Origin of the sequence: Paenibacillus sp. FSL k6-2145 (assembly GCF_037976585.1) — a bacterium.
Taxonomy (GTDB): Bacteria; Bacillota; Bacilli; order Paenibacillales; family Paenibacillaceae; genus Paenibacillus.
The window spans coordinates 5,244,692-5,269,398 of the sequence record NZ_CP150267.1 but is presented as its reverse complement, the minus strand read 5'-3'; the positions used below and the strand labels follow the sequence as shown (position 1 = coordinate 5,269,398).

General features: G+C 44.3%; 22 protein-coding genes and 1 pseudogene. 3 read left to right on the top strand and 20 right to left on the bottom strand.

The window, feature by feature from the left end; translation table 11 throughout:
* Nucleotides 1-4: 4 nt before the first annotated feature.
* Entirely contained in the window at nt 5-769 is a 765-nt protein-coding gene (locus NZ043_RS23390) for a methyltransferase domain-containing protein (protein WP_339309339.1), read from the bottom strand.
* 241 nt (nt 770-1,010) lie between these two features.
* Nucleotides 1,011-1,220 (bottom strand): annotated as a pseudogene (locus NZ043_RS23385) (aldo/keto reductase); the annotation flags it as partial.
* 415 nt (nt 1,221-1,635) lie between these two features.
* Between NZ043_RS23385 and NZ043_RS23380 the strand changes: the two are divergent.
* Nucleotides 1,636-2,553: an AraC family transcriptional regulator gene (locus NZ043_RS23380; protein WP_133384666.1), complete on the top strand. Its 918-nt coding sequence runs from the start codon at nt 1,636-1,638 to the stop codon at nt 2,551-2,553.
* A gap of 166 nt (nt 2,554-2,719) precedes the next feature.
* Here the strand turns inward: NZ043_RS23380 and NZ043_RS23375 are convergent, their stop codons facing one another.
* From NZ043_RS23375 to NZ043_RS23320, 12 genes are all read right to left on the bottom strand, one after another.
* Complete coding sequence (locus NZ043_RS23375; RefSeq protein ID WP_339309338.1) at nt 2,720-3,799, bottom strand: low specificity L-threonine aldolase; 1,080 nt, start codon at nt 3,797-3,799, stop codon at nt 2,720-2,722.
* Nucleotides 3,796-4,218, bottom strand: coding sequence for a MarR family winged helix-turn-helix transcriptional regulator (locus tag NZ043_RS23370; protein WP_036670809.1), 423 nt, complete (start codon nt 4,216-4,218; stop codon nt 3,796-3,798). The genes NZ043_RS23375 and NZ043_RS23370 overlap by 4 nt, the downstream gene beginning before the upstream one ends.
* A 239-nt stretch (nt 4,219-4,457) precedes the next feature.
* A complete protein-coding gene (locus tag NZ043_RS23365) occupies nt 4,458-6,176 on the bottom strand; it encodes an ABC transporter ATP-binding protein (RefSeq protein WP_124114575.1) in 1,719 nt (572 codons plus the stop codon).
* A 2-nt stretch (nt 6,177-6,178) separates the two neighbouring features.
* Nucleotides 6,179-6,553 carry a hypothetical protein gene (locus NZ043_RS23360; protein ID WP_240768000.1) on the bottom strand — a complete coding sequence of 125 codons (375 nt, stop codon included), beginning with the start codon at nt 6,551-6,553 and terminating at the stop codon, nt 6,179-6,181.
* Nucleotides 6,554-6,781: 228 nt separating this feature from the next.
* Nucleotides 6,782-8,872: a serine hydrolase domain-containing protein gene (locus NZ043_RS23355; protein WP_339309337.1), complete on the bottom strand. Its 2,091-nt coding sequence runs from the start codon at nt 8,870-8,872 to the stop codon at nt 6,782-6,784.
* Between the two features lie 39 nt (nt 8,873-8,911).
* Nucleotides 8,912-10,366, bottom strand: coding sequence for an alpha/beta fold hydrolase (locus tag NZ043_RS23350; protein ID WP_339309336.1), 1,455 nt, complete (start codon nt 10,364-10,366; stop codon nt 8,912-8,914).
* 45 nt (nt 10,367-10,411) lie between these two features.
* The gene (locus NZ043_RS23345) at nt 10,412-11,395 is read right to left on the bottom strand and encodes an alpha/beta hydrolase (protein WP_091030829.1); all 984 of its coding nucleotides are present in this window, start codon (nt 11,393-11,395) and stop codon (nt 10,412-10,414) included.
* A 126-nt stretch (nt 11,396-11,521) separates the two neighbouring features.
* On the bottom strand, nt 11,522-12,508 hold the full coding sequence (locus tag NZ043_RS23340; RefSeq protein WP_091030831.1) for an alpha/beta hydrolase: 987 nt from the start codon (nt 12,506-12,508) through the stop codon (nt 11,522-11,524).
* Nucleotides 12,509-12,725: 217 nt separating this feature from the next.
* Nucleotides 12,726-14,096, bottom strand: a complete 1,371-nt coding sequence (locus tag NZ043_RS23335; protein WP_091030833.1) for a HAMP domain-containing sensor histidine kinase — start codon at nt 14,094-14,096, stop codon at nt 12,726-12,728.
* On the bottom strand, nt 14,093-14,767 hold the full coding sequence (locus NZ043_RS23330) for a response regulator transcription factor (RefSeq protein WP_249910796.1): 675 nt from the start codon (nt 14,765-14,767) through the stop codon (nt 14,093-14,095). The genes NZ043_RS23335 and NZ043_RS23330 overlap by 4 nt, the downstream gene beginning before the upstream one ends.
* Nucleotides 14,768-14,840: 73 nt before the next feature.
* Nucleotides 14,841-15,374, bottom strand: coding sequence for a GNAT family N-acetyltransferase (locus tag NZ043_RS23325; protein ID WP_339309335.1), 534 nt, complete (start codon nt 15,372-15,374; stop codon nt 14,841-14,843).
* 90 nt (nt 15,375-15,464) lie between these two features.
* Entirely contained in the window at nt 15,465-16,070 is a 606-nt protein-coding gene (locus tag NZ043_RS23320; RefSeq protein ID WP_339309334.1) for a TetR/AcrR family transcriptional regulator C-terminal domain-containing protein, read from the bottom strand.
* A 283-nt stretch (nt 16,071-16,353) separates the two neighbouring features.
* Between NZ043_RS23320 and NZ043_RS23315 the strand changes: the two genes are divergently transcribed.
* Nucleotides 16,354-17,793, top strand: coding sequence for a DHA2 family efflux MFS transporter permease subunit (locus tag NZ043_RS23315; protein ID WP_091034919.1), 1,440 nt, complete (start codon nt 16,354-16,356; stop codon nt 17,791-17,793).
* A 91-nt stretch (nt 17,794-17,884) separates the two neighbouring features.
* On the opposite strand, the gene NZ043_RS23310 is transcribed toward NZ043_RS23315, so the two are convergent.
* The 3 genes from NZ043_RS23310 to NZ043_RS23300 all read right to left on the bottom strand — a co-directional run bounded on the left by NZ043_RS23310 (nt 17,885) and on the right by NZ043_RS23300 (nt 20,768).
* Nucleotides 17,885-19,126, bottom strand: coding sequence for a cytochrome P450 (locus NZ043_RS23310; RefSeq protein WP_249910798.1), 1,242 nt, complete (start codon nt 19,124-19,126; stop codon nt 17,885-17,887).
* A 215-nt stretch (nt 19,127-19,341) separates the two neighbouring features.
* Nucleotides 19,342-19,629: a hypothetical protein gene (locus tag NZ043_RS23305; protein WP_339309333.1), complete on the bottom strand. Its 288-nt coding sequence runs from the start codon at nt 19,627-19,629 to the stop codon at nt 19,342-19,344.
* Nucleotides 19,626-20,768: an FAD-binding oxidoreductase gene (locus tag NZ043_RS23300; protein ID WP_339309332.1), complete on the bottom strand. Its 1,143-nt coding sequence runs from the start codon at nt 20,766-20,768 to the stop codon at nt 19,626-19,628. The genes NZ043_RS23305 and NZ043_RS23300 overlap by 4 nt, the downstream gene beginning before the upstream one ends.
* Nucleotides 20,769-21,063: 295 nt before the next feature.
* On the opposite strand from NZ043_RS23300, the gene NZ043_RS23295 reads away from it, so the two are divergent.
* Nucleotides 21,064-21,879 carry an AraC family transcriptional regulator gene (locus tag NZ043_RS23295; protein WP_091030852.1) on the top strand — a complete coding sequence of 272 codons (816 nt, stop codon included), beginning with the start codon at nt 21,064-21,066 and terminating at the stop codon, nt 21,877-21,879.
* Here NZ043_RS23295 and NZ043_RS23290 read toward each other — a convergent pair.
* The 3 genes from NZ043_RS23290 to NZ043_RS23280 all read right to left on the bottom strand — a co-directional run bounded on the left by NZ043_RS23290 (nt 21,876) and on the right by NZ043_RS23280 (nt 24,699).
* A complete protein-coding gene (locus tag NZ043_RS23290; RefSeq protein ID WP_289392427.1) occupies nt 21,876-22,517 on the bottom strand; it encodes an HAD family hydrolase in 642 nt (213 codons plus the stop codon). The two genes, NZ043_RS23295 and NZ043_RS23290, sit on opposite strands and share 4 nt — an antisense overlap.
* Nucleotides 22,518-22,556: 39 nt before the next feature.
* Nucleotides 22,557-23,150 carry a DUF1349 domain-containing protein gene (locus tag NZ043_RS23285; RefSeq protein ID WP_339309331.1) on the bottom strand — a complete coding sequence of 198 codons (594 nt, stop codon included), beginning with the start codon at nt 23,148-23,150 and terminating at the stop codon, nt 22,557-22,559.
* Nucleotides 23,151-23,454: 304 nt separating this feature from the next.
* Complete coding sequence (locus tag NZ043_RS23280; protein WP_289392425.1) at nt 23,455-24,699, bottom strand: MFS transporter; 1,245 nt, start codon at nt 24,697-24,699, stop codon at nt 23,455-23,457.
* Between the last annotated feature and the right edge of the window lie 8 nt (nt 24,700-24,707).

The window sequence follows — 24,707 nt, the reverse complement described above, 5'->3', positions numbered from 1 at the left end:
TCCCCTATTCTTTAATAGCTACAACTCGCAGTCGGCTTCTGTCCAGATACCACTGTCCATCCCTCATCAGTTGTGGCCGCACTCTTTTCTCGACAGCTTCCATAATAACATCCTGTTCCGCAGGTGTGATACCACTGAATAAATACTCCGCGAAGCTGGTCAACCACTTTCTGACACCTGGCTTAAACGGGGTAAATTGGTCAACGTGCTGCGCCAGACTAACTCGAAATCCGTGTTGTTCTAGTAGATTAGCATATTCGCCAATGGTCGGGTGATACCATGGATTCCGTCCTTCCCATTTGTATCCACGGGCATTCAGTTCTTCCCTTACCGCTGTTATTAATATAGCCGTGTTGCCACTTCCAGCAAACTCAGCCACGAATCGTCCTCCCGTCTTGAGCGCTAACTGTATGGATTGTACTACAGCTGGAGCATCCTTTATCCAATGCAGAACGGCATGAGAGAAGACCGCATCAAACGGTTTTTCTGTCCGATAATGACAAGCATTTTCGACTTGAATATTCATATCAGGGTATTTCTGTTTAGCTTGCCTAATCGTCTTTTCTGAAAAATCTATACCTGTTGGCAGCGCTCCTGCGGCTGCAATTTCGGCTGTCAGATCCCCATTGCCACAACCCACATCAAGAATACGTTCACCTTGGGATGGCTGGAGGAGGGATAAGATAGGTGTTTCCTGTAACGTTGCAAAAGGAGCGGAACGACCACTCCATGATTCGTTCGCTTGACCGGATGAATGTCCGTTACTCATAGAATATAATCTCCTTCTCAATTAAGGATCTAATGTATCCATAATAACTTTAATATAAGAGAACTGTCAATTCACTCATCAGATAACTATAAAAAAAGCCGCCGAATGGCGACTTTAACATTAAGAATTGGGATCAACTGAGATTTCCTGTTACCGGATGCGGTACATACGCTTCTTCGAGGAAACCGATCTCTTCCATAGTCAGCTTCACCTTAAGGGCTGCCATTGCATCCTCCAGATGGTGAATTTTGGTCGCCAGGACAATCTCATCCCGACGCGCAAAGTCCTTCAATGCACGTCCAACAATCTCCTCACTGGTTCCATCCGAATAGATATTGGCCGTATCGAAGAAATTAATACCAGCATCCAATGCTTTCTGGATGAACGGTCGACTCTGCTCTTCATTCAGGGACCATGGAGCCATTCCGCGTTCCGGTACACCGTAACTCATGCAACCTAGACATAATCTGGAGACATCCAGACCAGTACGTCCATATTTCACACTCTCCTTCAATTTGTTCTGTGAATGGATGTTGTCTCGACCTCTTTGGTAACTAGCTCTAACCAGCATGTGAAGTATATCTCTCGATGTACGGAATTTTCTTCGAACTTGATCTGTGATTCGAGCCTGTCAATCAATATTTGCCTCACATGGTTTGATAACCACTTCATCACCTTACTCACCCAACTTTTCGAATAAACTTTAATCGCTTGGCTCTGTTAACATACTCTTAGTATGCCGAGTCATGGGCTGCAAGCGGTATATCAATCGTCTTAATTGATTGCCTGATCCTCTCAGGCCCCCTTTTGGTTCTGTACGGTAAGCTTTATAATTTAAGTAGGTTAAATCCGTGAGGAGGATACGTATGACCGAAGAATTATTTCTACCAAAACAGGAATTGAGTGACCTGATCGAACGCCATTCCAATCATAACGGTGCAATGGAAACGGCGGTTCCTTCCCTGTTTGTCTATCACCATTCCAAGATTAGTGAACCCGCATACAGAGTGTATAAACCTTCATTTTGTGTGATTGTTCAAGGGTTGAAAGAAGTATTGCTCGCACAGGAGCGTTATGAATATGGACCTTCCAATTACCTGATTGCTTCCATGAATCTCCCGGTCATCGGGCAGATTATCAAGGCATCCGCTGATGCACCCTACTTAAGTCTCAAGCTCGAATTCACACCTAACCAAATTCTCGAAGTACTTAACGAATGCAATATCAAGGTAACATTCAACGAAAACGCCAGACGAGCCATGTTTGTAGGTCAGATGGAATCGTCCATTCAGGACGCTGTACTCCGACTTGTTCGTTTGCTGGATACGCCGGGAGAGATTCCGTTTCTGGCTCCGTTGTACGTTAAAGAAATCCTGTTCCGCCTCCTTCAAGGGCCTTACGGAGGAGAACTGGCGCAGATTGCGGTTGAAGGTAGCAGCACTTATCGGATCAGAGAAGCGATTGAGTACATCGTTCATCATTGGGAACAGCCATTTCGCATTGAAGATCTGGCTGAGACCGCCAGTATGAGCGTCTCTTCATTCCATCGTCACTTCAAAGAGATTACAGCTATGAGCCCATTACAATTCCAGAAACAATTAAGATTACAGGAAGCCCGGCGACTTCTGATGGCCGAATCTGCAGATGCGGCAGATGTAGCGTTCCGGGTTGGTTACGAGAGTGCTTCCCAATTTAGCCGCGAATATGCACGCATGTTCGGTGCGCCGCCCAGAGCCGATATCCGACGGCTGAAAGAGAAATACGACATGGCCTTGAGTGAGTAACCGAGTATATACTGCCTATCTCACAAAAAGACAAACCAAAAAAGGACAACCACAACGGGTTGTCCTTTTTCAGTATCAGAATTCTGCGTAATTGCTTTTGGATTATTCAAATACTCGTATTTATGAGAAGGAAATCGGAACTGTTCTCCTTCATTTTTGAACAAGATTAGACCAATGCTTCGACCCGTTCTGGCACGTGGATCTCTTCGTACAATAATTGAGTGATATCATGAGTCAGTGCATCCACATTCTCTTGACGAGTTGCCCAGCTGGTGCAGAACCGCACCGCACTGTGTGTATCGTCAACTTTTTCCCAGAAGGAGAAGGTATAACCGCTGCGTAATTTCTCAAGCAAACGATCAGGCAGAATCGGAAACTGCTGGTTGGTTGGTGAATCGTACAGGAAGCGTACCCCCTGCTGTTCAAGTGAGTCATGAATTCTCAAGGCCATATCTACGGCATGACGAGAAATGTCGAGGTAAAGACCATCTTCGAACAACGTTTCAAATTGGATTCCCAGCAATCTGCCTTTGGCAAGCAGGCCACCTTTTTGTTTGATCATATAACGAAAATCTGGCTTCAGTGCATCATTCAGGATGACAACCGCCTCTCCCATCAATGCGCCAATCTTGGTTCCCCCGATGTAAAATACATCACACAATCGTGCAAGGTCAGCAAGTGTCATATCGCAATCGCGTGAAGCGAGTGCATATCCAAGACGTGCTCCATCCACGAAAAACGGAAGACCACATGCTCTGCTCACTGTATGCAATGCTTGCAGTTCTGCCTTGCTGTACATCGTTCCATTCTCCGTTGGTTGGGAAATGTAGATCATTCCTGGTTGAACACAGTGTTCCGGCGACGACTCATTCATGTGCGCATCGTAGACTGCTCTAACCTGCTCAGGCGTGATCTTTCCGTCCTCGCTTGGAACTGTGAGCACCTTATGTCCCGTAGCTTCAATAGCTCCAGTCTCATGAACCGCAATGTGTCCCGATGTCGCAGCAATCACTCCTTGATATGGACGCAAAATAGATGCAATCACCGTTGTATTTGTCTGTGTACCGCCAACCAAGAAATGAACATCAGCGTGCTCATTGTCACATGCCTGACGAATAAGCATCCTCGCCCGTTCGCAATGCTCATCCGTGCCATACCCGCTCGTCTGTTCCATGTTGGTTTCCATCAGTCTTTGTAAAATTCGTTCATGCGCACCTTCGTTATAATCACATTCAAATCGTATCATCGTGTTGTCTCTCCTGCCTTCTTGTTCAACTTCTCTTGTATGTTCATCATGGAGGTGTATACCTCTTGAATCTCTTCTTCATTCAATTCTTGCATCAGCTTCAGGATCTGTTGATCGGATCGATCATTCAATTGGGCATACAGTTCCTCACCCTTGGCTGTCAGACGAATAAGACTGACCCGGCTGTCGGCAGCAGAATCCACTTTCACCAGCAGTCCTTCCTTGGACAGCTTGTTCACAATTCGGCTCATGTAACTGCGATCAATGGTCAGTGTATCTACCAGATTGTTCGCAATGCTCTCTCCCCGAATTCCAATTTCAATAATGACCCGTACTTCTGCAAAGGAATACCCTGTTCCGAGAATATGCTTGTCGAGTACACCGAGTATGTTGGTATAAAAACGGTTAAAACGTCGCATGTCAGCCAGTATATCTGGATTTATGTACTGAGAGTCGATGTCAAACCCTCCTTTTTAGTGGACATTGTCAACATTATAATAATCACGTTAGTGGACGTTGTCAACATTATCTTTTGCATAGCATTTGATAACTTCATTTTTATTATCCTATCAATAAAAAAAGCCGCGCATATGCGCAGCAAGGTTGTTCTGTCATCGGAGTGACGAGTGTAATTATTTTTTTGTTCAATTTACCTGGATTAAGAGTGACTATATTGCACCTGATGAAGACGGCTGTATATCCCTCCAGCGGCGACCAATTCCTCATGGTTGCCCTGCTCAGCGATACCATCTGTGTTTACTACGATGATTCGATCTGCATTCTTGATAGTTGTCAGTCTGTGTGCAATCACAAGTGTTGTTCTGCCCACTGACAATTCAGCGAGTGATTGCTGGATCAGTGCTTCCGTTTCCGTATCCAGCGCAGAGGTTGCCTCATCCAGAATAAGAATGGGCGGGTTTTTCAAAAACATCCGTGCGATGGACAAACGCTGTTTTTGCCCTCCCGACAGTTTAACACCACGTTCACCAATAATGGTATCCATGCCATCAGGCAACGTGAGAATCAATTCCTCCAATGAGGCACGACGGGCGGCATCCCAGATTTGTTCATCCGTTGCACTCAAATCCCCATAAGCAATATTCTCCTTAATGGTACCCGAGAACAAAAATACATCCTGTTGAACGATTCCGATATGCTTACGCAAGGATTGAAGCTTAACGTTACGAATGTCGACGCCATCTACAGTGATACGTCCCTCTTCTACCTCATAGAATCGGGGAAGCAGGCTGCAGATCGTCGTCTTGCCGGCACCCGAAGGACCAACAAAAGCAACGGTTTCCCCTGGTCGAACAGACAGACTGATATCACTCAGAATACGCCGACTGGATTCATATCCGAACGAGACGTTCTCAAAGCGAATATCACCTTTCACACTTTCAAATTCAACGGCGTTTTTGCTATCCGCAATTTCAGGTTCTGTATCAATGATCTCCAGATAACGCTTGAAACCAGCGATGCCCTTTGGATAACTTTCAATGACGGCATTGATTTTCTCAATCGGACGGAAGAAGATATTGGATAGAAGCAAGAAGGCCATAAAGTCACCCATATTGATTCTGCCATCGATATAAAACCAAGCCCCGCTGATCATGACAAACACCGTAACCAGTCGCATCATCATATAACTGACCGAGATACTTTTCGCCATCGTTTTGTAGGCAAGCAGTTTGGTTTTACGGAAATTCTGATTGTCCACCGCAAAAAGTTCTTTCTCATGCTCTTCGTTGGCGAACGATTGCACAACACGCATGCCACCAACGTTATCTTCAATGCGTGCATTGAAATTGCCGACGTCTCCGAAAAGTCGCCGATACGTTTTCGTCATCCGCCCGCCAAATACGATAATGACCCAAGCCATAATTGGGATAATGATAAAGGTAAGCAGCGCAAGCTCAAGATTAATGTTAGCCATCAGCCAGAACGATCCGATTAATGTCATTACTGCGATGAATACATCTTCAGGTCCATGGTGAGCAACCTCGCCGATATCATTCAGATCATTCGTAAGATGACCAATTAAGTGGCCTGTTTTACGATTATCAAAGAAACGGAAGGACAGCTTCTGCAAGTGAGCGAACATCTTCTCACGCATGTTGGTCTCAATATTAATGCCAAGCATATGTCCCCAGTATGTAACGACATAGTTCAATACGGTATTAAGTGCATAGATGGATAACAACACAATACAGGCAAGCAAAATAAGAGGCCAATCCTGACCTGGCAACAATTCATTAATGAATTTGCTGACGGCAAGGGGGAAAGCCAACTCCAGAAGCCCTGCGAGTACAGCGCATCCAAAATCAATCAAAAACAGTTTTTTATAGGGACGATAATACGAAAAAAAACGACGAATCATACTTATTCACTCTCACTCTCCAGATCCTTATTGGGACTTACATCTTCATTTTGCAGCTCGAAAAGATGGATATACTCGTCGATGACCTGATCAATAGCTTTCAACTCCCCACTGATCATCGGGCGAATATGTTCATACTCCTCCTGACCAAGTTGTCTGGCGAGCGTTGTTCTTCGATTCTGCATCTGCTCCAGAAATACAAGAATCCGGCCGCGGCGGAATGTTTGCGCACCATGGCCCCGTTTTCCCTGATGTTCTCCATGCCCTCTGCCACGTCTGGAACGCTCTCCACGTTGCTCGCTGTCACTCATATCACGTTTCGGACGCTCACCTTGACGTACACTTCCATTGATTTCATTCAGATCACGATCTCTCATTTTTGCCACCCCCATTACGTGTATACATATGTATACAACGCATTTATGTATACGATTGTATACGCGATAAAAAGAAGTGTCAACCTAAATTTTCCAATAAAGTAACTGCGATCGTATGTTCATCATCTCTTGAACAGAAAAAAGCCGCGATTTCGCGACTTCTTTTGTTTTTCACTATTTTTACTCCTACAAAAATCATCATCTTTCACTGCACCAAATCTATTGTTACTATTTCAATGAAATTTCAAATGTGGAATCCACGTCACCTGCAAATACAATGCGGCCGTTTTCTGGTAAAACAACCTCATTCTGACCGCTGACTACGGTGTGATTAATACAAATACCCTTCTGATCATATACGGCAAAGCCGCCAGTTGCAGGCATTTTAACCGTCATGACTTTTCCTTTCACCGTTGCTGGTATCGAAAACCATCTGGCATATCCGTCTGCTTGAATTGTTGCTAGAGATTGTTTACCCGAATATAGTGGTTGTACCATTTCCTCACTGGCGTATATGCTACCAACGGCTGTAATGTACTCTACTCCGTTCTTTTCGGTGAAATAAATCTCCTTGGTATCACGTCCAGCCAGGCCAGGGATTTGCAGCTCCGTGACTGCTTCGTTTGCTCCAATAATCTTAGTGTTGGATATATACCCCGGGGTCTCTTTGTCCAAATGAATCGGGAGAATTGGTGCTGAATTGAGATAAACCGTTGATGTGTATTTCTCATTCACCAGGTAATATTTTTTACCTTCACGCTGCCCCCATGAGGCCGTAATATCCTGGGATAATTCATTGACTTCCAGCTTCTCCGCTTTATATTCTGAGAAAGCCAACTGACCAAGTCCTGGCAAGGATACAAAAGATCGAGACCACAGATAAGTCCTTCCATTCTTCTCCTTAACAAATTTCAACTTTTCCGTGCCTTCATCGTTAACAAAAGTACCATCCGCTGTATAGGTGTATGTTTGAGCCGGATTACTTGGAGCTGTGAGTGTGGATACAGTCAGTTGTCCAGCATGATTCATTTCGATCTTCTTAACCGAATTATTGGCACCATATATACCAGCATACGTAGATATTTCTTCAGGCATATCGGCCTTCACTGGCACGCCAAATGATTTTTCCGGCTTCCGTTCTGTAATAATCCCCTTTTCCTCAAGTGCGCTGAGCAATAATTCACTCGCAATGAACTGATCTTTGGCACTTGTCCCACCAGATGAAGTAACGGCTGCAGCCAGATTGTATTCCGGCAATACGATTAATGATGAGTGATAAGATATGGTATCTCCACCTTTGGTTACTGCTTTGATGCCGTATTCACTGAATGGGTACAGATTTACACTATCCCACCCTAGCCCGTAAGATATAGACGTGTCGCCACCCTCCGGCCACATGCCTCTTTTGTATTCTTCTTGCGGCATGGCTTCGACTGACTTACTGGAAAGAATGTCTTGGACCTCTCCCGTGAAGATTTGTGAAAACTTCACAAGATCTTCAGCGGTGGAATAAATGCCTCCAGTAGCGATGACATTATAATTCTCTTGTGGAAGCTGACCCTCAACCAAAGGAGAATAGATTCCTGCCATTGCTGCCGGGTCAACCACATCCTGTGGTGTTTTGGTATGTTTCATGTCCAAAGGTTCCGTAAAATATTGATGTATAAAAGTTGTAAAACTCATGCCGCTAACACGTTCAACCATAATCTCGGATAACGTAAACCCATCGTTACTATACACGGAGAATGCGCCGGGATCTGCCTTCAGGTTTTGACTCGCCAATTGCTCGAGAAACGTATCATGTGAGTACGTATCATTATCCCCGTACAATGTGGCATTGCTGCCAGTGCTGCCCAGCAGACCGGAAGAATGATTCAACAGCATGCGTGGTGTGATTTGTTTGTAGCGATGATCTTTCATCTGAAAATCCGGTATATAGTTCACAACAGGCAGATCCAAATCAATCTTGCCTTCGTCAACTAACTTCATAACAGAAGCTGTGAGGAACATTTTACTAGTTGAACCTATGCCATAGATCGTATCCGGCGTCAGAGGCACCTTGTCCTTTAGATCGTTCTTGCCTGTCTGACCGGACACCACAATCTCGCCACCATCGATTAATGCATATTGCACACTGGTCGTATCATACGTCTCGGTAAGGATCTTCGCTTTCTCCGCTACTATTTTCTTGGTTGGTTCATACGTCAGATCGCTGTTGTTACTCGTAGCTGGTGCGGCCATGACTGACATTGGAGCTAACATCGTTAACACCAGCGTTAAGGCGGTGATTGAAGTGCGTTTTCCCTTTTGTCGTCCCATTCACATCATCTCCTGAGTTTACATGTTTGTTTTGGTTGATTAGAGCTCTTCTGGGTCTACAAATTTCACCTCCGGATACAAGTCGTTCGGTCCCTGAATCAAATCTCCACCGGTACCTTTCAGTTGCTTGTTAAAGAAATCGAGTACATATTCGTTTACGATGCTTGATCCTCTTTTACCATTGATGTCTCCTGTGATCCCGGACAGTTTAACCAGCTCCGAATAGAATTGAAGGTCCGTGAAATTAAAGTGCTGGGTTCCTTCTACATAGATCACATTTCCCCCATGATTGATAACATTTTTCATAATGTGCAGCTCATCTGAAAGAAATTTAGTTACTTCATCATCCGAATTTCTATCCACTTCAAAATTGGCTAACCAGTCTTCAAAACTTCCTGATCGGATGAACATAAACGGCTTGTTTATATCATCTCTATTTTCCACTTCATATAGTGACCCATCCATATTAACCCCGGCCTTGATTCTCTGATCTAAATACGTTGCATTAAACGCGGTTGCACCCCCAAAAGAATGCCCCATCGCGCCTATGTTATTTAAATCGATCTTTCCTTTAAACTGACTTTCGATTGCACCTGAATTCAGCTTTTCGATTTGATCGATTACAAACTCCACGTCTTTCGTCCATATATTCCCTGTTTTTGTACGTTCATCTAGTGTAGTCGTACTTTTTTTATAATCCGTTACACGGCCATCTGGAAAAAGCGTAGCAAAGGTGCTATACGTATGATCGATGGTGACCACGATAAACCCATGACTGGCCAGATTCTCCGCCTGTGATGCTTGTAGAACTCTACTAGTTCCCATACCATGAGATAGCACTACCACGGGATAAGGACTTGTGGAAGGTAATATTTCTACATTTTCATAAGAGTTGGTGTGACTATACTTCAAGTAGTCGAGTACAAATTCGGGCATTTTTAAAGAAGCAGAGAAGCTCTGAATATACTTTTTGAACATTTCTTTATTATTTGGAAACAGCGTGTCACGCTTGATATTATTCCTATTTTCAGTAGGGTACCAAACTTGAACCATTAGTTCCCTCTTATCGCTTTGATCTTCAGTGAAGCTTTCGTCTCTGTTCTGGTCCGTTAAATGAAATGTTTGAGTTCCCACTTTCTCTGGACCATCCGGCTTCGGCAAATTAAAGACAGGTAAGTATACAGACAAGGCAGTAGAAGCAACCAGCAGAATGACAATCAGGGAAGATAAACTATATTTCAAGAACTTCCCTATTTTTAGATTCATCATCTTTTCGGAATGTCTGAGTAAAACAATAATTATGAATAGAGCCGTCATGATATATACCAAAAGCAACTGCCATCTGTATCCCTCAACTAACAATTGAACTACGAGTATAACGCTACTTCCTATCCCCAAACCCAATCCTGTTTTCTTTGCACTTCTTTTAATAAATAGTAGGTCTACGAGTAAAGCAAAACAGGATAGAACTAACAGTATCTCAAATAATCTCATGTTGAATTCCTCTCTCTTTCATCACGGCAACGGCCGAAACCATATTTATTTTGCTTCGTTCATAAATGCTCTTACATCTTCAGCAATTTTTTTGAATTGAGTATGATGTAAATAATGTGAACCATCCATAGTGATGACTTTCCCATGTACTGAATCTTTGATCTGCCCTTCATGCAACGGAATCCATCCTTCAACACCTTCATTATTTGCTTGTACAAAGAGAAGAAGTGGAAGGTCTTTAGGGAAGGTTAAACCTCGAGCACCTTTGAAATTGGAATAAATATGATCCATCTCATTTAATGACGTGGGATTATACATGTTTTTATTTGAGATCATTTTCATCTGCTCAACTGTGTGATCGTCAAATGCCAGTCCCTCATAGGGGTCTGCATTTACTTTCATCATTAATCTTAAGAGACCTGTATTTCTGAGAAGCGCAAACGTTTTTAATGGGAACTTCGCATCTGTAATACTAGGTTGGGTGGAAACACTACTGTCGATACCGACAAAAGCAGTCACCTCACCCGGATATTTGTTCACATAATCAATGCCGTAAATGCCTGCAATAGAGTGACCCATAAGCATGTACTGATGAATATCAAGTTGTTGCAGAGCTTCATGAATTTCACTTACGATATTCTCTGTGGTTCTTTCTTTTTCAGTTTCATCACTTAATCCATAACCGAATGGCTCAACAGCAACCACTTTGTAATATGGAGATAATTCATCAATAAGCAGCTTGAAATCAAGCGCTGGTGTTGCTGTTCCATAACCGGGCAGAAGCACAATCGTTTCCTTGCCTTCACCTTGAATGAGCACATTCATATTTTTCCCGTCTACAGATACATGCTGACCGTAGGGCTCTATCTTTTTCGCCTCTGAATTACTACTAATCACATTTGTGATATAAACAATACCTAGAAATAGAATAATGGCAATTAAGATTGCGCCCAGTACTTTAAGTATAATATTTCGTACCTTCTTGAGCCTGGTTCTGTTCTTGGCTTTTTTTCCTTCTGGTAGTGTCACTCTGATCTTCTCCTGTCTTGAACTGTTTGTTCGGTTGTCTTCTTTGCTGCTAATGAAATCTTATCCAATGAAAATGTACTCCCCGTGACGTCAATATGAACTGAATATGAATAAGTCAATCAATATTTATTGCTGCGTCATAAAACTCCTGAATTTTTCAGCGATTTCTTTGGCATGGGAACGGTATAAATAATGATTTGCTTCGAGTAGCATCACTTCACCACGCACAGAATTCTCTATTAACTTCTCATGTTCAGGAACCCAATTCTCCGCTACCGGATGATTCTTTTGAACAAAGAAAAGAACCGGGAGATTAACAGGCAACGTTTGCTGTTCAGCTGCTTTAAAGTTGGAATACATGCTTACAATCTCGTTTAATTGAGTTGAATTAAACATGTTCTTTTGTATCAAAATGTTCAATTGTTCTTTGGTTTGTTCATCATACGGTAGCCCAGCATATGGATCATCACTCATTTTTAATTGCAAACGTGGGAAACCCAAGTTACGGTACCATGTAATCGGTACGATTTCTGATGCTTCAACCTTCTGTTCACTAATCGCTGGAACACTGGTGTCCAGCCCAACATATGCACTTACTTCATCTGCATATTTGTTCACATAGTCCAGACTATAGAGCCCTGAAATGGAATGACCCATTAAGATATACCGATCAATATGTAGACTTTGCAGCGCTTCGTGGATTTCACTGACGATATTTGCTGTGCTGCGTTCCTTGTCAGTCTGATCACTCAATCCATAACCAAAAGGTTCAACCACAACGACTTTATAATAGGGGGATAGTTCTGAAATAAGTGGCTTAAAATCAAGTGCAGGTGACGCTGTTCCAAAACCCGGCAGAAGCACAATCGTTTCCTCGCCTTTGCCTTGAATAAACACATTCATATTTTTCCCGTCTACGGATACATGTTGACCATATGGTTCCATTCTTTTTTGCTCCGAATAACTGCTGATTTTGTTAACGGTATACACGGTAGCTACAAAAAGTAGGATTACGATAACGATTGCGGCAAACACTTTAAACAAGATGTTTAACACTTTCTTTATTTTGCTTTTACTCTGTACTTCTTTCTCTACATGTTGATTCACATTCATCTGCTCCTATCCTCATCTGTATATTGGCCTAACAGGCCGCTAATTCAAGCCTAACTAACAAAGATGTACTCCCAATGACCTTAATATGAACGGAATATGAACAAGCAAAAAAAATGCCATGTTGTAACATACAAGGAAGCTTGCATGTTACACATGGCATAAAAATTCGGTTTAAATACTCCGTGGATATTCTAATTCATTCACCTATCCTGTGAGCCTAACTATCCGTTGGTGGATGGATGGGCAACGTGATAATAAAGGTCGTACCTTGACCAGGTTCGCTTTCCACTCCGATGTCACCCTGATGAAGCGATACGATCTGTTTAACGATTGCTAGTCCCATACCACTCCCGTCGTATTTACGACTGTGGGAACGATCTGCCTTGAAAAAGCGGTCGAATATACGCTTCTGGTCTTCCAGGGGAATTCCAATGCCCGTGTCGGATATTCGAACAGTCACATTTTTGAAATCCTCTTCGATACGGACTTTAATCATACCGCCATCCTTGGAAAACTTGATGCTATTTCCTATGATGTTTGTCCATACCTGATTTAACTGGTCGTGATCAGCCGTTACCTTCACGTTCTCCAAATCAAGCTCGAAATGAATGTTGCGCGCAGACCATTGCGGCTGAAGTGCCACAATGACCCGCCGGATCTGTTCATCAAGGCTTAAGGAATTGAGCCTTAGTTGCTGTGACTGCGATTCAAGCAAACTCAGCTTGAGCAGGCTATCGCTCATTTTGGACATTCGTTTCGCTTCAGAGATGATAATATCCAGGTAACGGTTTCGCTCTTGTTCTGAGAGGTTTACTTGCTTCAGTGCCGAAGCGTAACCGGATATCGAGGTGAGCGGAGACTGAACCTCGTGTGAAACATTTGTAACAAATTCCCTGCGCATCTGCTCCAACTGCTTCAGATCATGCATCATTTCTTCAAAGCTGCGAGCCAACGTACCAATCTCAGTCGTTTGCTTAATGTTCAACTTGACGTTGAAATCTCCAGCTGCAATTCGTTTGGTTGCTTGGGTCAACTTCTTGATCGGTCTCACCAGATATACAGAAGCAACCAGGATTAACAAACTTCCTGTCATCAACGAACTGATTGCAAAGATCAAGCCCCACTTGACCACAAACGTGGCTGAGGGAGGTGAGAGTGTTTCCAAAAACATCGCTTTGGTTCCCATCTCCGTTTTCAAAGGCAACCCTAAAATCACCGTAGCGATCCCATCCCTCGTATCTTGAACAACGCCCCCAGCTAATACTTTCTTTAGTTGCTCACTCGTCACAGCAGCAGACTTATGTCCGTTAAGTTTTCCGTAAGACTCGAACTGACCGGAAGCTTCGTAAATTCGGATATGATAGGAATTGAGCTGCTTCATTCCACTTACATACAAGTCCGCTTCACGTAAAGGCAGGGTCTTATAAATCTGCACAACGTCTTGGCCAAAATTACGCAAGTTAATTTGAGCGTTTTGGTTCAATTTGTCCTCAAATATCCAGGTAGACACAAAAAATGAAATGACCGTACCAGCGATGACAGACCCCAGAAAGGTCAGGACCACACGAATATATATGGATCGGATCATTCATGGACCTCAAGTCTGTATCCTAGCCCACGCACCGTTTCAATCCGAAAGTCAGGTGTAGTCGCGAATCGTTCGCGAAGGCGCTTAATATGTACGTCTATTGTTCGATCATCTCCGGCGTAGTCAATTCCCCATATCTGATCAATCAACTGCTCACGTGTGTAGACTTGTCCTGGTGTTCCAGCAAGTTTATACAATAATTCAAACTCCTTAAGTGGTAACGTAAGCGACTCCGTACCTCTTGTCACCTTATACGTCTGACGATCCAGAATGACGTTGCCAAAATGGATTGTGTGTGTAGAGCCAATTTTGTATCGTTTCAGCAATGCTCGGACACGAGCGGTAAGCTCCAATGGATCAAACGGTTTGGTCAAATAATCATCCGTCCCCAATTCGAATCCTTTCACTTTCTCCCAAGTCTCTCCTCTCGCGGTCAACATGAGTAGCGGGAGGTCGGGATTCGCTCTTCGGAGTTCCTTGCACAGTGCCCAACCGTCCATAACAGGCATCATAATATCAAGCACAACCAGATCCACTGGAGTTTCGCCATACACGGTGAGAGCTTCCTTACCGTCGGCAGCTTCCACCGTTGTGAATCCATCGTTTTTTAGAAATAAACAAACGAGTTCGCGAATGTTCGCATCGTCGTCTGCAACGAGTATAGTAGCCATAGTTTTTTTCTGTCCTCTCCGTTACGTTTAAATATATAGTTCAACTTCTATAGTAAATAGTAAAACATCGTGCTTATAGTAAGTCCACAGCAAACATCGTATGTTCTTTCAACATTCCCTGGATTGGCACAGGCTGTGACCCATTCTCCTTGAATCCTGCTTTTTGAAGGACACGGATGGAGCCTGTATTATCAGGTACAGCGCCAGCTTCGATTCGAGTAATTTCAGTTTCGTGTTTGGCAAACTCCAGCACACATTGCAGGGCTTCGCTCATATACCCTTTTCCTTGATGTAGAATATCCGTCACATAACCAACGATCCATTTTGGGGTAGAATCCAATATGATCTCGAACAAAGAAATTTCACCGACGAGTTCATCCGTTGTATGTAGAAAAAGTCCAAAAGAATAGCGATTTCCTTCTTCTCTCTTCTTGTTCCAGCTCTCAATAAGTGACCTTTGCCCTTCCAGGCTGTAGAAAGAATCATCCCGATTACTCGCTGTGATTTTCTCGATTTCCGTACGGTTACGAATCTGTAGATCCAGAAGCAAAGAGGCATCTTCCACATTCCAAAATCTTACATAGATACGTTCTGCACTATATTTCATTACATTATTCCTCCTCTATTACATTAGGTGAAATGGGCTGCAATTTCCCTGTCATATCCCCCCGTTTGCCGTCAGCGGATTGTACTTTGATTATATCAGGTCATTATAGGAGTACGAGCGAATCAACGAGAATTGTTTCGCCAGAAAATGCGGGGAATAAGGCATATCATTACGCAGCCAGGCGACAATGGTACCAATCAGGGCCGAAGAACCGTACCAGATTGCGATTTCTTTGTGAATGCCGGACTCTTCCAGTTCATCCTCCATCTCCACCCGATCAATCTTGGCTTTGACCAGCGTACTCAACAATTTGAGCAGTCGTTCGGTAAAAATCGGTGTGCGCTTTGTAGCAAGTACGACCTGATAAAACGAGGCGTTCTCTGCAAAATGCTCCAGTAACTTGACCAAAACAGGCCAAGCCTCTTCCGTCCTATGCTTCTCAAAATGAGGGGCATATTCATCCACGATACGTTCAATATGCTCAATCATCTCGTCGGCCATCTTCTCCATCATATCCGTAATATCACGATAGTGCAGGTAGAAGGTTACCCGATTGATCGTCGCTCGTTCGGCAATTTTGTTGACTGACAACTTCTCAATATCCATTTCCTGCAGCAATTCAACAAATGCACCTCGAATTAACTGACGTGTTCGCAATATTCTTGGGTCCACGGCTGATTTCTTCTCGTCTTTCACGTGTATCCCTCCTATCAAATTTTTAAACATTACAATTTTAAACGATCAGTCGTTTATTTTTGATTTACACAACAAATTCATTTTATTTGTAAAATAAACGACGAAAACACATCATAACGTAAATTGTAATCTGTCCGAATATGTATATAATTCAATAAATACAATGTAAACTATACAACACGTTGTAAATTTAGTCACGCGTGGATTGAAAGGATGAAAAGGATTGAGTCAGGCTAGAGTACAAGAAGAATTATCCGTAAAGAAAGGCCCCATCCTGTTTATCATGATTTTGGGAGCCTTCCTTGCAACGTTGAATCAAACGATCATGAGTGTCGCTACACCGGAACTGATGGGTGATTTTAATATCTCCGCCGCAACAGCACAATGGTTAACGACAGGTTACATGCTGGTGAACGGAGTGCTGATCCCCATTACGGCCTACTTCATGCAACGCTTTTCAACCAAGCAATTATTCCAAGCTTCCATGTTTATTTTCCTGATTGGTACCATCGTATCCGCTCTTGCAAATAACTTTGGCACACTGCTGACAGGACGTATGATTCAGGCAGCTGGCGCCGGCATTATCATGCCGCTCTTGATGCACGTTATTTTGACTTTGTTTGCTCCTGAAAAACGAGGATCTGCGATGGGTATGGTTGGCTTTGCCATCATTTTTGCCCCTGCAATCGGGCCTACCCTTGCCGGTTATATCCTTGAGAACTACTCTTGGCAAACAATGTTCTACGGCATGATTCCATTAACTCTTATTGTTATTGCCTTTGCGTTTGTATACCTGAAGAATGTATCCGAAAGGGTCAACACAAAGTTCGACACAATCAGTGTGGTGCTGTCCACGATCGGATTTGGCGCATTGCTCTACGGGTTCAGCAGAGCAGGAAGTCTGGGATGGTCAAGTGCAGAAGTTCTTATCTGCATTGCGGCTGGTATTGTTGCCCTTGCTCTGTTTACCTGGCGTCAGCTCGTTTCTGAAACTCCGCTGCTTGATCTGCGGGCTTTCAAATACAACATGTTCTCCCTGACCACGGTCATCAGTATCGCGATTACAATGATCATGTATGCTGACATGATGTTGCTTCCCTTGTATCTCCAGAACGCACGTGGTTACACTGCACTGGAGTCCGGATTATTACTCCTTCCGGGTGCGCTTGTCATGGGCTTCCTGATGCCAGTAGCCGGAAAATTGTTTGACCGATTTGGAGCGAAATGGCTCGCTGTAATCGGGATGGTGATCACCATCGTGACGACAATTGGTTTCATCGACTTAACGGATTCAACCAGTTATGGTTACCTGGTATTAATGTCAACCGGCCGCCGAATTGGTATGGCTCTGCTCATGATGCCGATTCAGACTGCGGGGCTTAACCAACTGCCACCAAGACTTGGTGCACACGGTACTGCTATCTCCAACACCGTCAGACAAGTGGCTGGCGCTGTAGGTACTTCATTGCTCGTAAGTGTCATGACCTCGCGTACAACTGCACATGTACAGGATATGATGGCGACTGGTGCAGCCAATGGTCTCAGTCAAAAACAGCTTGCTACAGAATCCATGATCCAGGGTATCAATGATGCTTATGTTGTTATCATCGGTATCGCTGTTGTGGGATTAGTTCTTTCCTTCTTTATCAAACGTACCAAACAAGCCAAAGAGGAAGAAATCAAACAGGTGGTAAGACAAAAAGTTTCTATGAATTCAAATTAAGGTGTCCAGCTTCATACTTGCTTGCATAACAAAGCGGCAGATCAAGACGTTTACGTCTGATCTGCCGCTTTTTAGGTTGTATCCCGTATGATTACTTCTCACTCGCAACGATCTTCACTGGCAGATGGGTCAACGACTGCCCCGGAGCTGAAGTGGCCAGATTATTCTCCAAATCAAAGGAGTCTACCGGTTCAATCCGAGCAATCTTCTCCACAAATGCTGTCAAGGCAATGCTGAGTTCCATTCTTGCCAGTGGGGCACCTAGACAAAAGTGTGGGCCATTACCAAAGGTAAGATGTCTTTTGTTATTAGGACGATGAATATTCAGCTCAAAGGGCTCTTCAAACATCTGTTCATCCATATTGGCTGCACTCATCCAGGAGATGACAACATCTCCTTTTTTCAAATCCACTCCGAGCAGTTGATTATCCTGCTTCACTGTCCGATGTCGCTTGGCATTATGGAACCGATAACGAAGCATTTCTTCCACTGCGAGCGGAACCCATTCGGGGTTCTGCCTGAGTTGGCCATACAAGCTCGGGTCATCGTAGAGGAAGGAATAGAACGTATTTGAAACCATATGGCTTGTTGTCTCTATACCGGCTCCAAGCAGAAGCATGGTCGTGCGAACAACCTCATCCTCCGTGAACTTCTCCCCCTCAACATCAACGTTCAACAGATCGGTAATGATATCCTCACCAGGATGGGTCCGTTTGTGTACCACAATGGGGTACAGGAATTGATAGTACTCTTGCGCTGCAGTTTGTTTTTTCAGTTCACTCTCTTCAGCAGTCTTCGGATTGGTAGGTTGAAACAGAATATCTACCCAATTCTTGAAGCGATGACTGTCTGTGAGAGGGATACCGAGCAGATCAGCCATAACCATCGAAGGCAGCGGAGCAGCCAACGCTTGAACAATATCAATGGTCGTATTTGGCTCAATATCGGCTACCAGCTGCTCTGCAATGTTGCGAATGCGGGGCTCCCAGTTCTTCAGGCTACGCGGTGTAAAAGCAGCCGATAACAACGAACGACTTTTTTGATGACGAGGAGGATCGATACTTGATATGTTTAATTTGTCTGGAGGCGTGCCTTCATTGTTCTTTGCTCCAACGGCAATTGTTGTCCGGGTTCCTTCGGCTGAAAAATACTCATGATTACTCAGAACCTGCTTCACATCATCGTATCTGAACACATTCCAGGTGTCTGTATCTTCGTGATAGTACACAGGATGCTCGGACAGCATTTTTCGAAACCAGTGAAGTGGGAAAAACTCTTCAGATCTGGACTGAAACCCCGTGATGTCCTCAACGCGTATCACTTCTTTATACATTTGGAACCCACCTCTCAGCATAGTTTCGTGATTGGTTACATGGGTACCTGAATTGACAGTTCAGCACCTGATTCCATTTTATACCATACGTTCATTTATTGATATAAACCATTTGAACTAAATCAGAAAAACCCCTTAATATAAGGGGTTTTCGTTTTATACGTATCGTATATTATTTCTGTCGGTGTTTCAGAGAGATCAGCGATATGTACCGATCAATCGCCTAGTTTCGCCAATGCTTCCTGTAGCTGACCCAGCTGTGCAGACAAGGTCTCAATCAAGTCCTGCGTTTGGCTTGCCTTCTCCATTAAAATTTGCTCTTCAGAACTGTCTTCCGATGCATTACCGATTGGTGTTGACTTCAATTCCGACAATTCGCGTTTGTATGTTTCTTGTTTCTCCAAAGCTATGCGCAGTTCTTCTTTCGTTGTACCGATCTGATGTTCCAGATATATGATATCGGACGAATTCGCCCCATCGGATAAACGTTGTGAATATGTCATAGTTCACCTCTTTCAATTTCATCCATTGCTTTGCTAACAGCATAGGGCTCAATATCGATATCCAGCTCCATGCCAAGAGCTAGTTTCGCCAGTTGACTCCCGATAAAAGGACCCATGGTCAATCCAGAGGCTCCAAGTCCGTTCGCTGTAATCAGACCTTGCCAGCCTGGGACAGCCCCCATTACTGGCAGAAAGCCAGGTGTGAACGGACGGAACCCAACTCGTACTTCCTGGAATGTACTGTCTGCAAGACCTGGTGCCAGTTCCAGGCCTTTATCCAAAACTTCCTGCATGCCCCCTGCGGTTACTCTTGTATCATAACCCTCCACATCATTTTCATGAGTGGCACCAATCACAATCTTCTGCTGATCAAAGGCCAAGAGATATTGGTCAGAAGGTGGCATGATCACAGGCCAGCGGCCTGTATCCTCCCCATCCGTGACATGTAGATGCATAATTTGTGCCTTTTGATAATGCACTTTAAAGTGTATGCCGAGCGGCTTCAGCAGTTCGTTCGCCCATGCACCTGCACAGACAACGACTTCATCTGCCAGGAAACTCCGATCATTAACACTCACACCCACGACCCGATTTGCTTCGAATTGAAGCGTGGCGTCTCCATGGATCACTTCCGCTCCATTTCGCTGTGCAGATCGGATCAAGGCATCGCGAAGCGCCCTTCCATCTATACGTGCAGCACCGCTGATATGTACCGATTGATAACGTTCATCCAGCAATGGAAAACGCTCACGGGTTTCTTTGGCATCAAGAGGTGTAATGTCGCCAATCTCCGGTGCATCTGCTTTGCGAAGATGGGCCCGTTCTTCCATCTTGTTGATTTTGTCCACATCCGTATGAATACTAAGCGCGCCCACTTGAGCATAACCGGTTTCCGTTTCTCCTTCGTCTTCAAGCTCCGCTATGATGCCAGGATAGAACCGCGCACCAGCCTTGGCGAGCTGATACCAGTCCTGATTACGTCGCTGTGACAGCCATGGACAGATGATCCCAGCAGCTGCATCCGTTGCCTGTCCTATATCTTTTCGGTCTATGATGATTACTTCTGCGCCCCGTTTGGCTAATTGATAGGCTGTTGATGCCCCCAGAATACCCGATCCAACTACGATGACTTTCTTCATGTTTGCATTCCTTTCTTTAATCACTCATTCGTTATAGCGTATACCGTTTCGCATTCTGTTGGCAAGGCAGGCGTACTTTTAGATCCATAGATAGAGGCTGATCAGACTACAGTTCATACTCATTCATCCAATAAATAATTGTTGAAGCATTTATATGAAAACGTTTTATATATCGTCCGTCATTCAATTAAAATTATTCCATTTATGTAATATAATTCTTTCTAGGTTTCTTTTAACTCTGTAACCACGCCACTTACGCACATGATCCTTTAACGAAAAGAGGAATAACACGACGATGCCGAAACCTAGCATGGGGAATCCGCTGGATACCGATATGCCGCTCATGATTACAGGGCAAAACCAGTTGACCGTTGATGAATTGATGAATTGGAGCGACCATTCACGGGATTACAGCATTGTACAGTGCATCGGAGGAACAGGGCGAATCGCAGCAAAGAATCATGAATTCTCGATCAAAAAAGGGACCGCTCTCATTTTGTTCCCGGAGGTAACCTACCGTTACCACAATCTGAGTGATTCATTACGATTTGATTGTCTGTCTTTCAATGGCTATTTGTTGCCACGGTTCTTGCATACCTTGCAGATCGGGGAGCTGCGCGCCTTCAAGCCGGATGGAATGCTTCATATCCTGTTGCGTGAAATTACGTTGGCGCTGCAGTCCCGGCACAAGGATCGAATCTGGCACGTCTCCGCATTACTGTACATGCTTTTGGTCAGATTAACCATTGAAGGTGAACGCTATAGTGCTTACGAACGTTCTGATGCCCGATTAAGATTGGATGAACTCATTACTTTTATCAAACAAAATTATCATCAGGATATTTCTCTCCCCATGTTGGCTGAGCAGATGGACGTTACCGAGCAACACCTCAATCGGATATTCAAAAAAGAATTTCAAATGACTCCACTGGAGTATCTGATGCGATATCGGTTGTTGAAAGCCAAGGAAATGCTCATCGAAAATGACGCTACAACCGCTCATGAAATAGCCAAAGCTGTTGGTTTCAACAGTGCCAGTTACTTTGGATCTGTGTTCAAAAAATACGAAGGGATCTCCCCTATCGAGCTACGCAAGCAGTATCTGGATTAAAGCGCCTCCATATCAATCTCGGCCAGCGAGGATAACCGCAGTTCATGCATGGCGAATTCCAGACCACACGTTACCTCGTTAGGCACGATGATACAACGAATACCTGCTGCATTGGCTGCCTTCAAGCCATTAGGTGAGTCTTCGAACACAATCGCTTCGGAAGCCTCGATCCCAAGACTCCGGAGAGCAAGAAGGTAAAGTTCAGGGTCCGGTTTCACTCGCTTCACATCCTCGGATGTATGAACAACTGTGAAATAATCAAAAATGCCTAATTTCTGCAAGTAACCATGCACCCAGTCCCGTGTAGAGCTGGAAGCAACCGCAAGCTGAATCCCCTTCTGCCTCGCAGACTGCAGTAATTCATACACCCCCGGAAGAATGGCGGCCTGTCCCAAATAGACTTCGTATTTCTGTTCAGAGAGCAGTTTGATATGATCATGATCTATCTTTTTTTGGAGCGCCTGCTCCAGATATAGAAATGGATGAAACTCCTCAAAGGATGTCCCCACATTTTTCGACCATAGCTCCAGACCAAGTTCCACTCCGTGCTCTTCATAAATATCGCGAAATGCATAATACCAGGGTGTCTCTGTATCCACAATGAGTCCATCAAAATCAAATATAAACGCTTTTACCATGAACCTGTTCTCCCTCCAATGATCGGCCGGGGGAGCGGATTAGAAACGTGCGGTCAAGTCCGGATGAGTAACGTTCACAGATAAAAAGTGACACGTACAGCCCGTTCCAGTTGGCGATTGTACAACTAATCCAGCTCGAAGTTCCCCTTGTATCGGCATGCCGAAATAACGAATTAGTTTCCACTCATCCCCATCGGGTGAATAAAAGAATGATATGCAGTCCTCTACTTTGCGTATACGCAGATAAGGATTAGGTACGGAGACTTCAACCGAATTGCAATCATCGGATGAACCATCACGTGTCACCACCGACACGATGGTAGGCACTTTTCCATCATACTCAAAACAAATTTTGCACCAGTTAAGATCATCCGCCATCACCATCAGACATCCGGAATCATATTGATTTTTCATATCAACGGTTAATTGGGTGGTGATTTCGAAATCGCCAGGCACAGGTATGGACAGGAATGGTGCAGTTGCACGAATGTGCTTCCCCGCTGGATCTTGGAAAAAGTCGGTGTCCGCCTTCGCTTCCACCAGCACACCTCCCTGATCTGTAAAGGACCAGCTTTCGGGCTCGTTCATCCAACTCCATTGCTTCCGCGCTTCTGTTGTCATTACGTTAGTCATTTGTTAGTAGCCTCCCAAGTTAAAATATGTTCTAGCGGTAGTTCAAAAAGTACGCTTTTGATTACTAAGGATGCCTAGTGGCATCATCAGCATCGAATATGGCATTCAGCCGAAATAAGTGTGGGCTTACGAAGTATGTTTCCTTCGGAAACATTGCGGTTGCTCACGTAGTTTTCCTACGCTCCGCTACTCCATTTCTAGCTTCATCCCATCTTCTCGGTACTGAAAACCGCTCTTTTTGAACATGCATTTACTCATTTTTTCTGTACTACATATTCGCTCCAAATACAGTAAACCCCTTTTTCTACATATTTTTGTAAGGTTCCAGCACTTGGGAGTGCTTTTGCGGATCTGGCAGGAAAAACATGATGACCATGAGTACGATATATAGACCAAGAATGACACTGAACAACAGCGTTGGATTGTAATGGTAGAGCAAGCCCGTCAGGTATCCCGATGGAATGGCTGTCAGCGTCATGACCGTCTGCACGGCCGAGAACATATCGGCTTTCTCATGCGTACCCAATCGGTTCATCAGCAGGGAATCCCGGTACGTCTGCAAAATGAAGTTCCCCGCAGCGAGCACAATTAACGTGAGAAACAGCATGCCTATATTCCCCACAGGGATCAATAGAAACAGAATGGCTCCGGCCGTGCTAAGCACGATGGAAAAACCAACATACTTTTCTTCCGAACGCCGTTTCAGTCGCGGAATGATGACCAGATAGAGCAGCATGACGGTTACCGCAGTCACTACTGGGATAAACGAAATGACACGGTCATCAAATTTCAACTGTTCCTTGAAGAAAATGACCTGAAAGAAGTTCAGCTGCAAAATCAGATTGGACAACACCGTGATCAGAATAATCGGAAAAAGTCTCCGTTTGTAGAACGATTTGCCGAACAGGCGCAGACTGGAACCCAAGCTCTGAAGCACGCGGGTTTTACTATGCAGTCCCATAAGTTCCTTGCCGACCTCGGTCTCATCCGTGTATCGGTTACGAATGAAAAACATGGCGGTCATGAGGATGCCCCCGACAAAGTAAATGCTGGCCAGTGTTGGTACAATACCAAAATCAGCAATGACAACTCCGGCAATCGGCGTAAGTACCCCAGCCCCTGTAATAATCATGTTGAGAATGGCAAATACCTTGGATCGTTTGTGTTCCTCCACATCCTCTATGATCAGACAGTTAAAGGCGACCGTTACAAACTTGGATGTTGCATTCAGTAAATAAGCGATCAGGAACAGCCAGAAGTTCTGGGAGAAGGCCCAGATGAACATGGGAACACTCCAGGCAAGCAGATCAAAGATCAGCGTTGTTCGTTTCCGGCCCAGCTTATTCGTAATGGAACCCGCAAACAATTGAAAGATAAAGGCAAAATAAAGATTCACCGAATTGATTAAACCGATTTCAATGTCCGAAAGTCCGGCTTCCTTCATATATAAAGGAGCGTAGAAGAGAACGATCGTGCCCGGAATGGCCCATACCGGTTCGAGTAAAATGGAGTAGCGTGGATTCTTCGGCAAATCTTGAAGCAATTTCAATCGATATC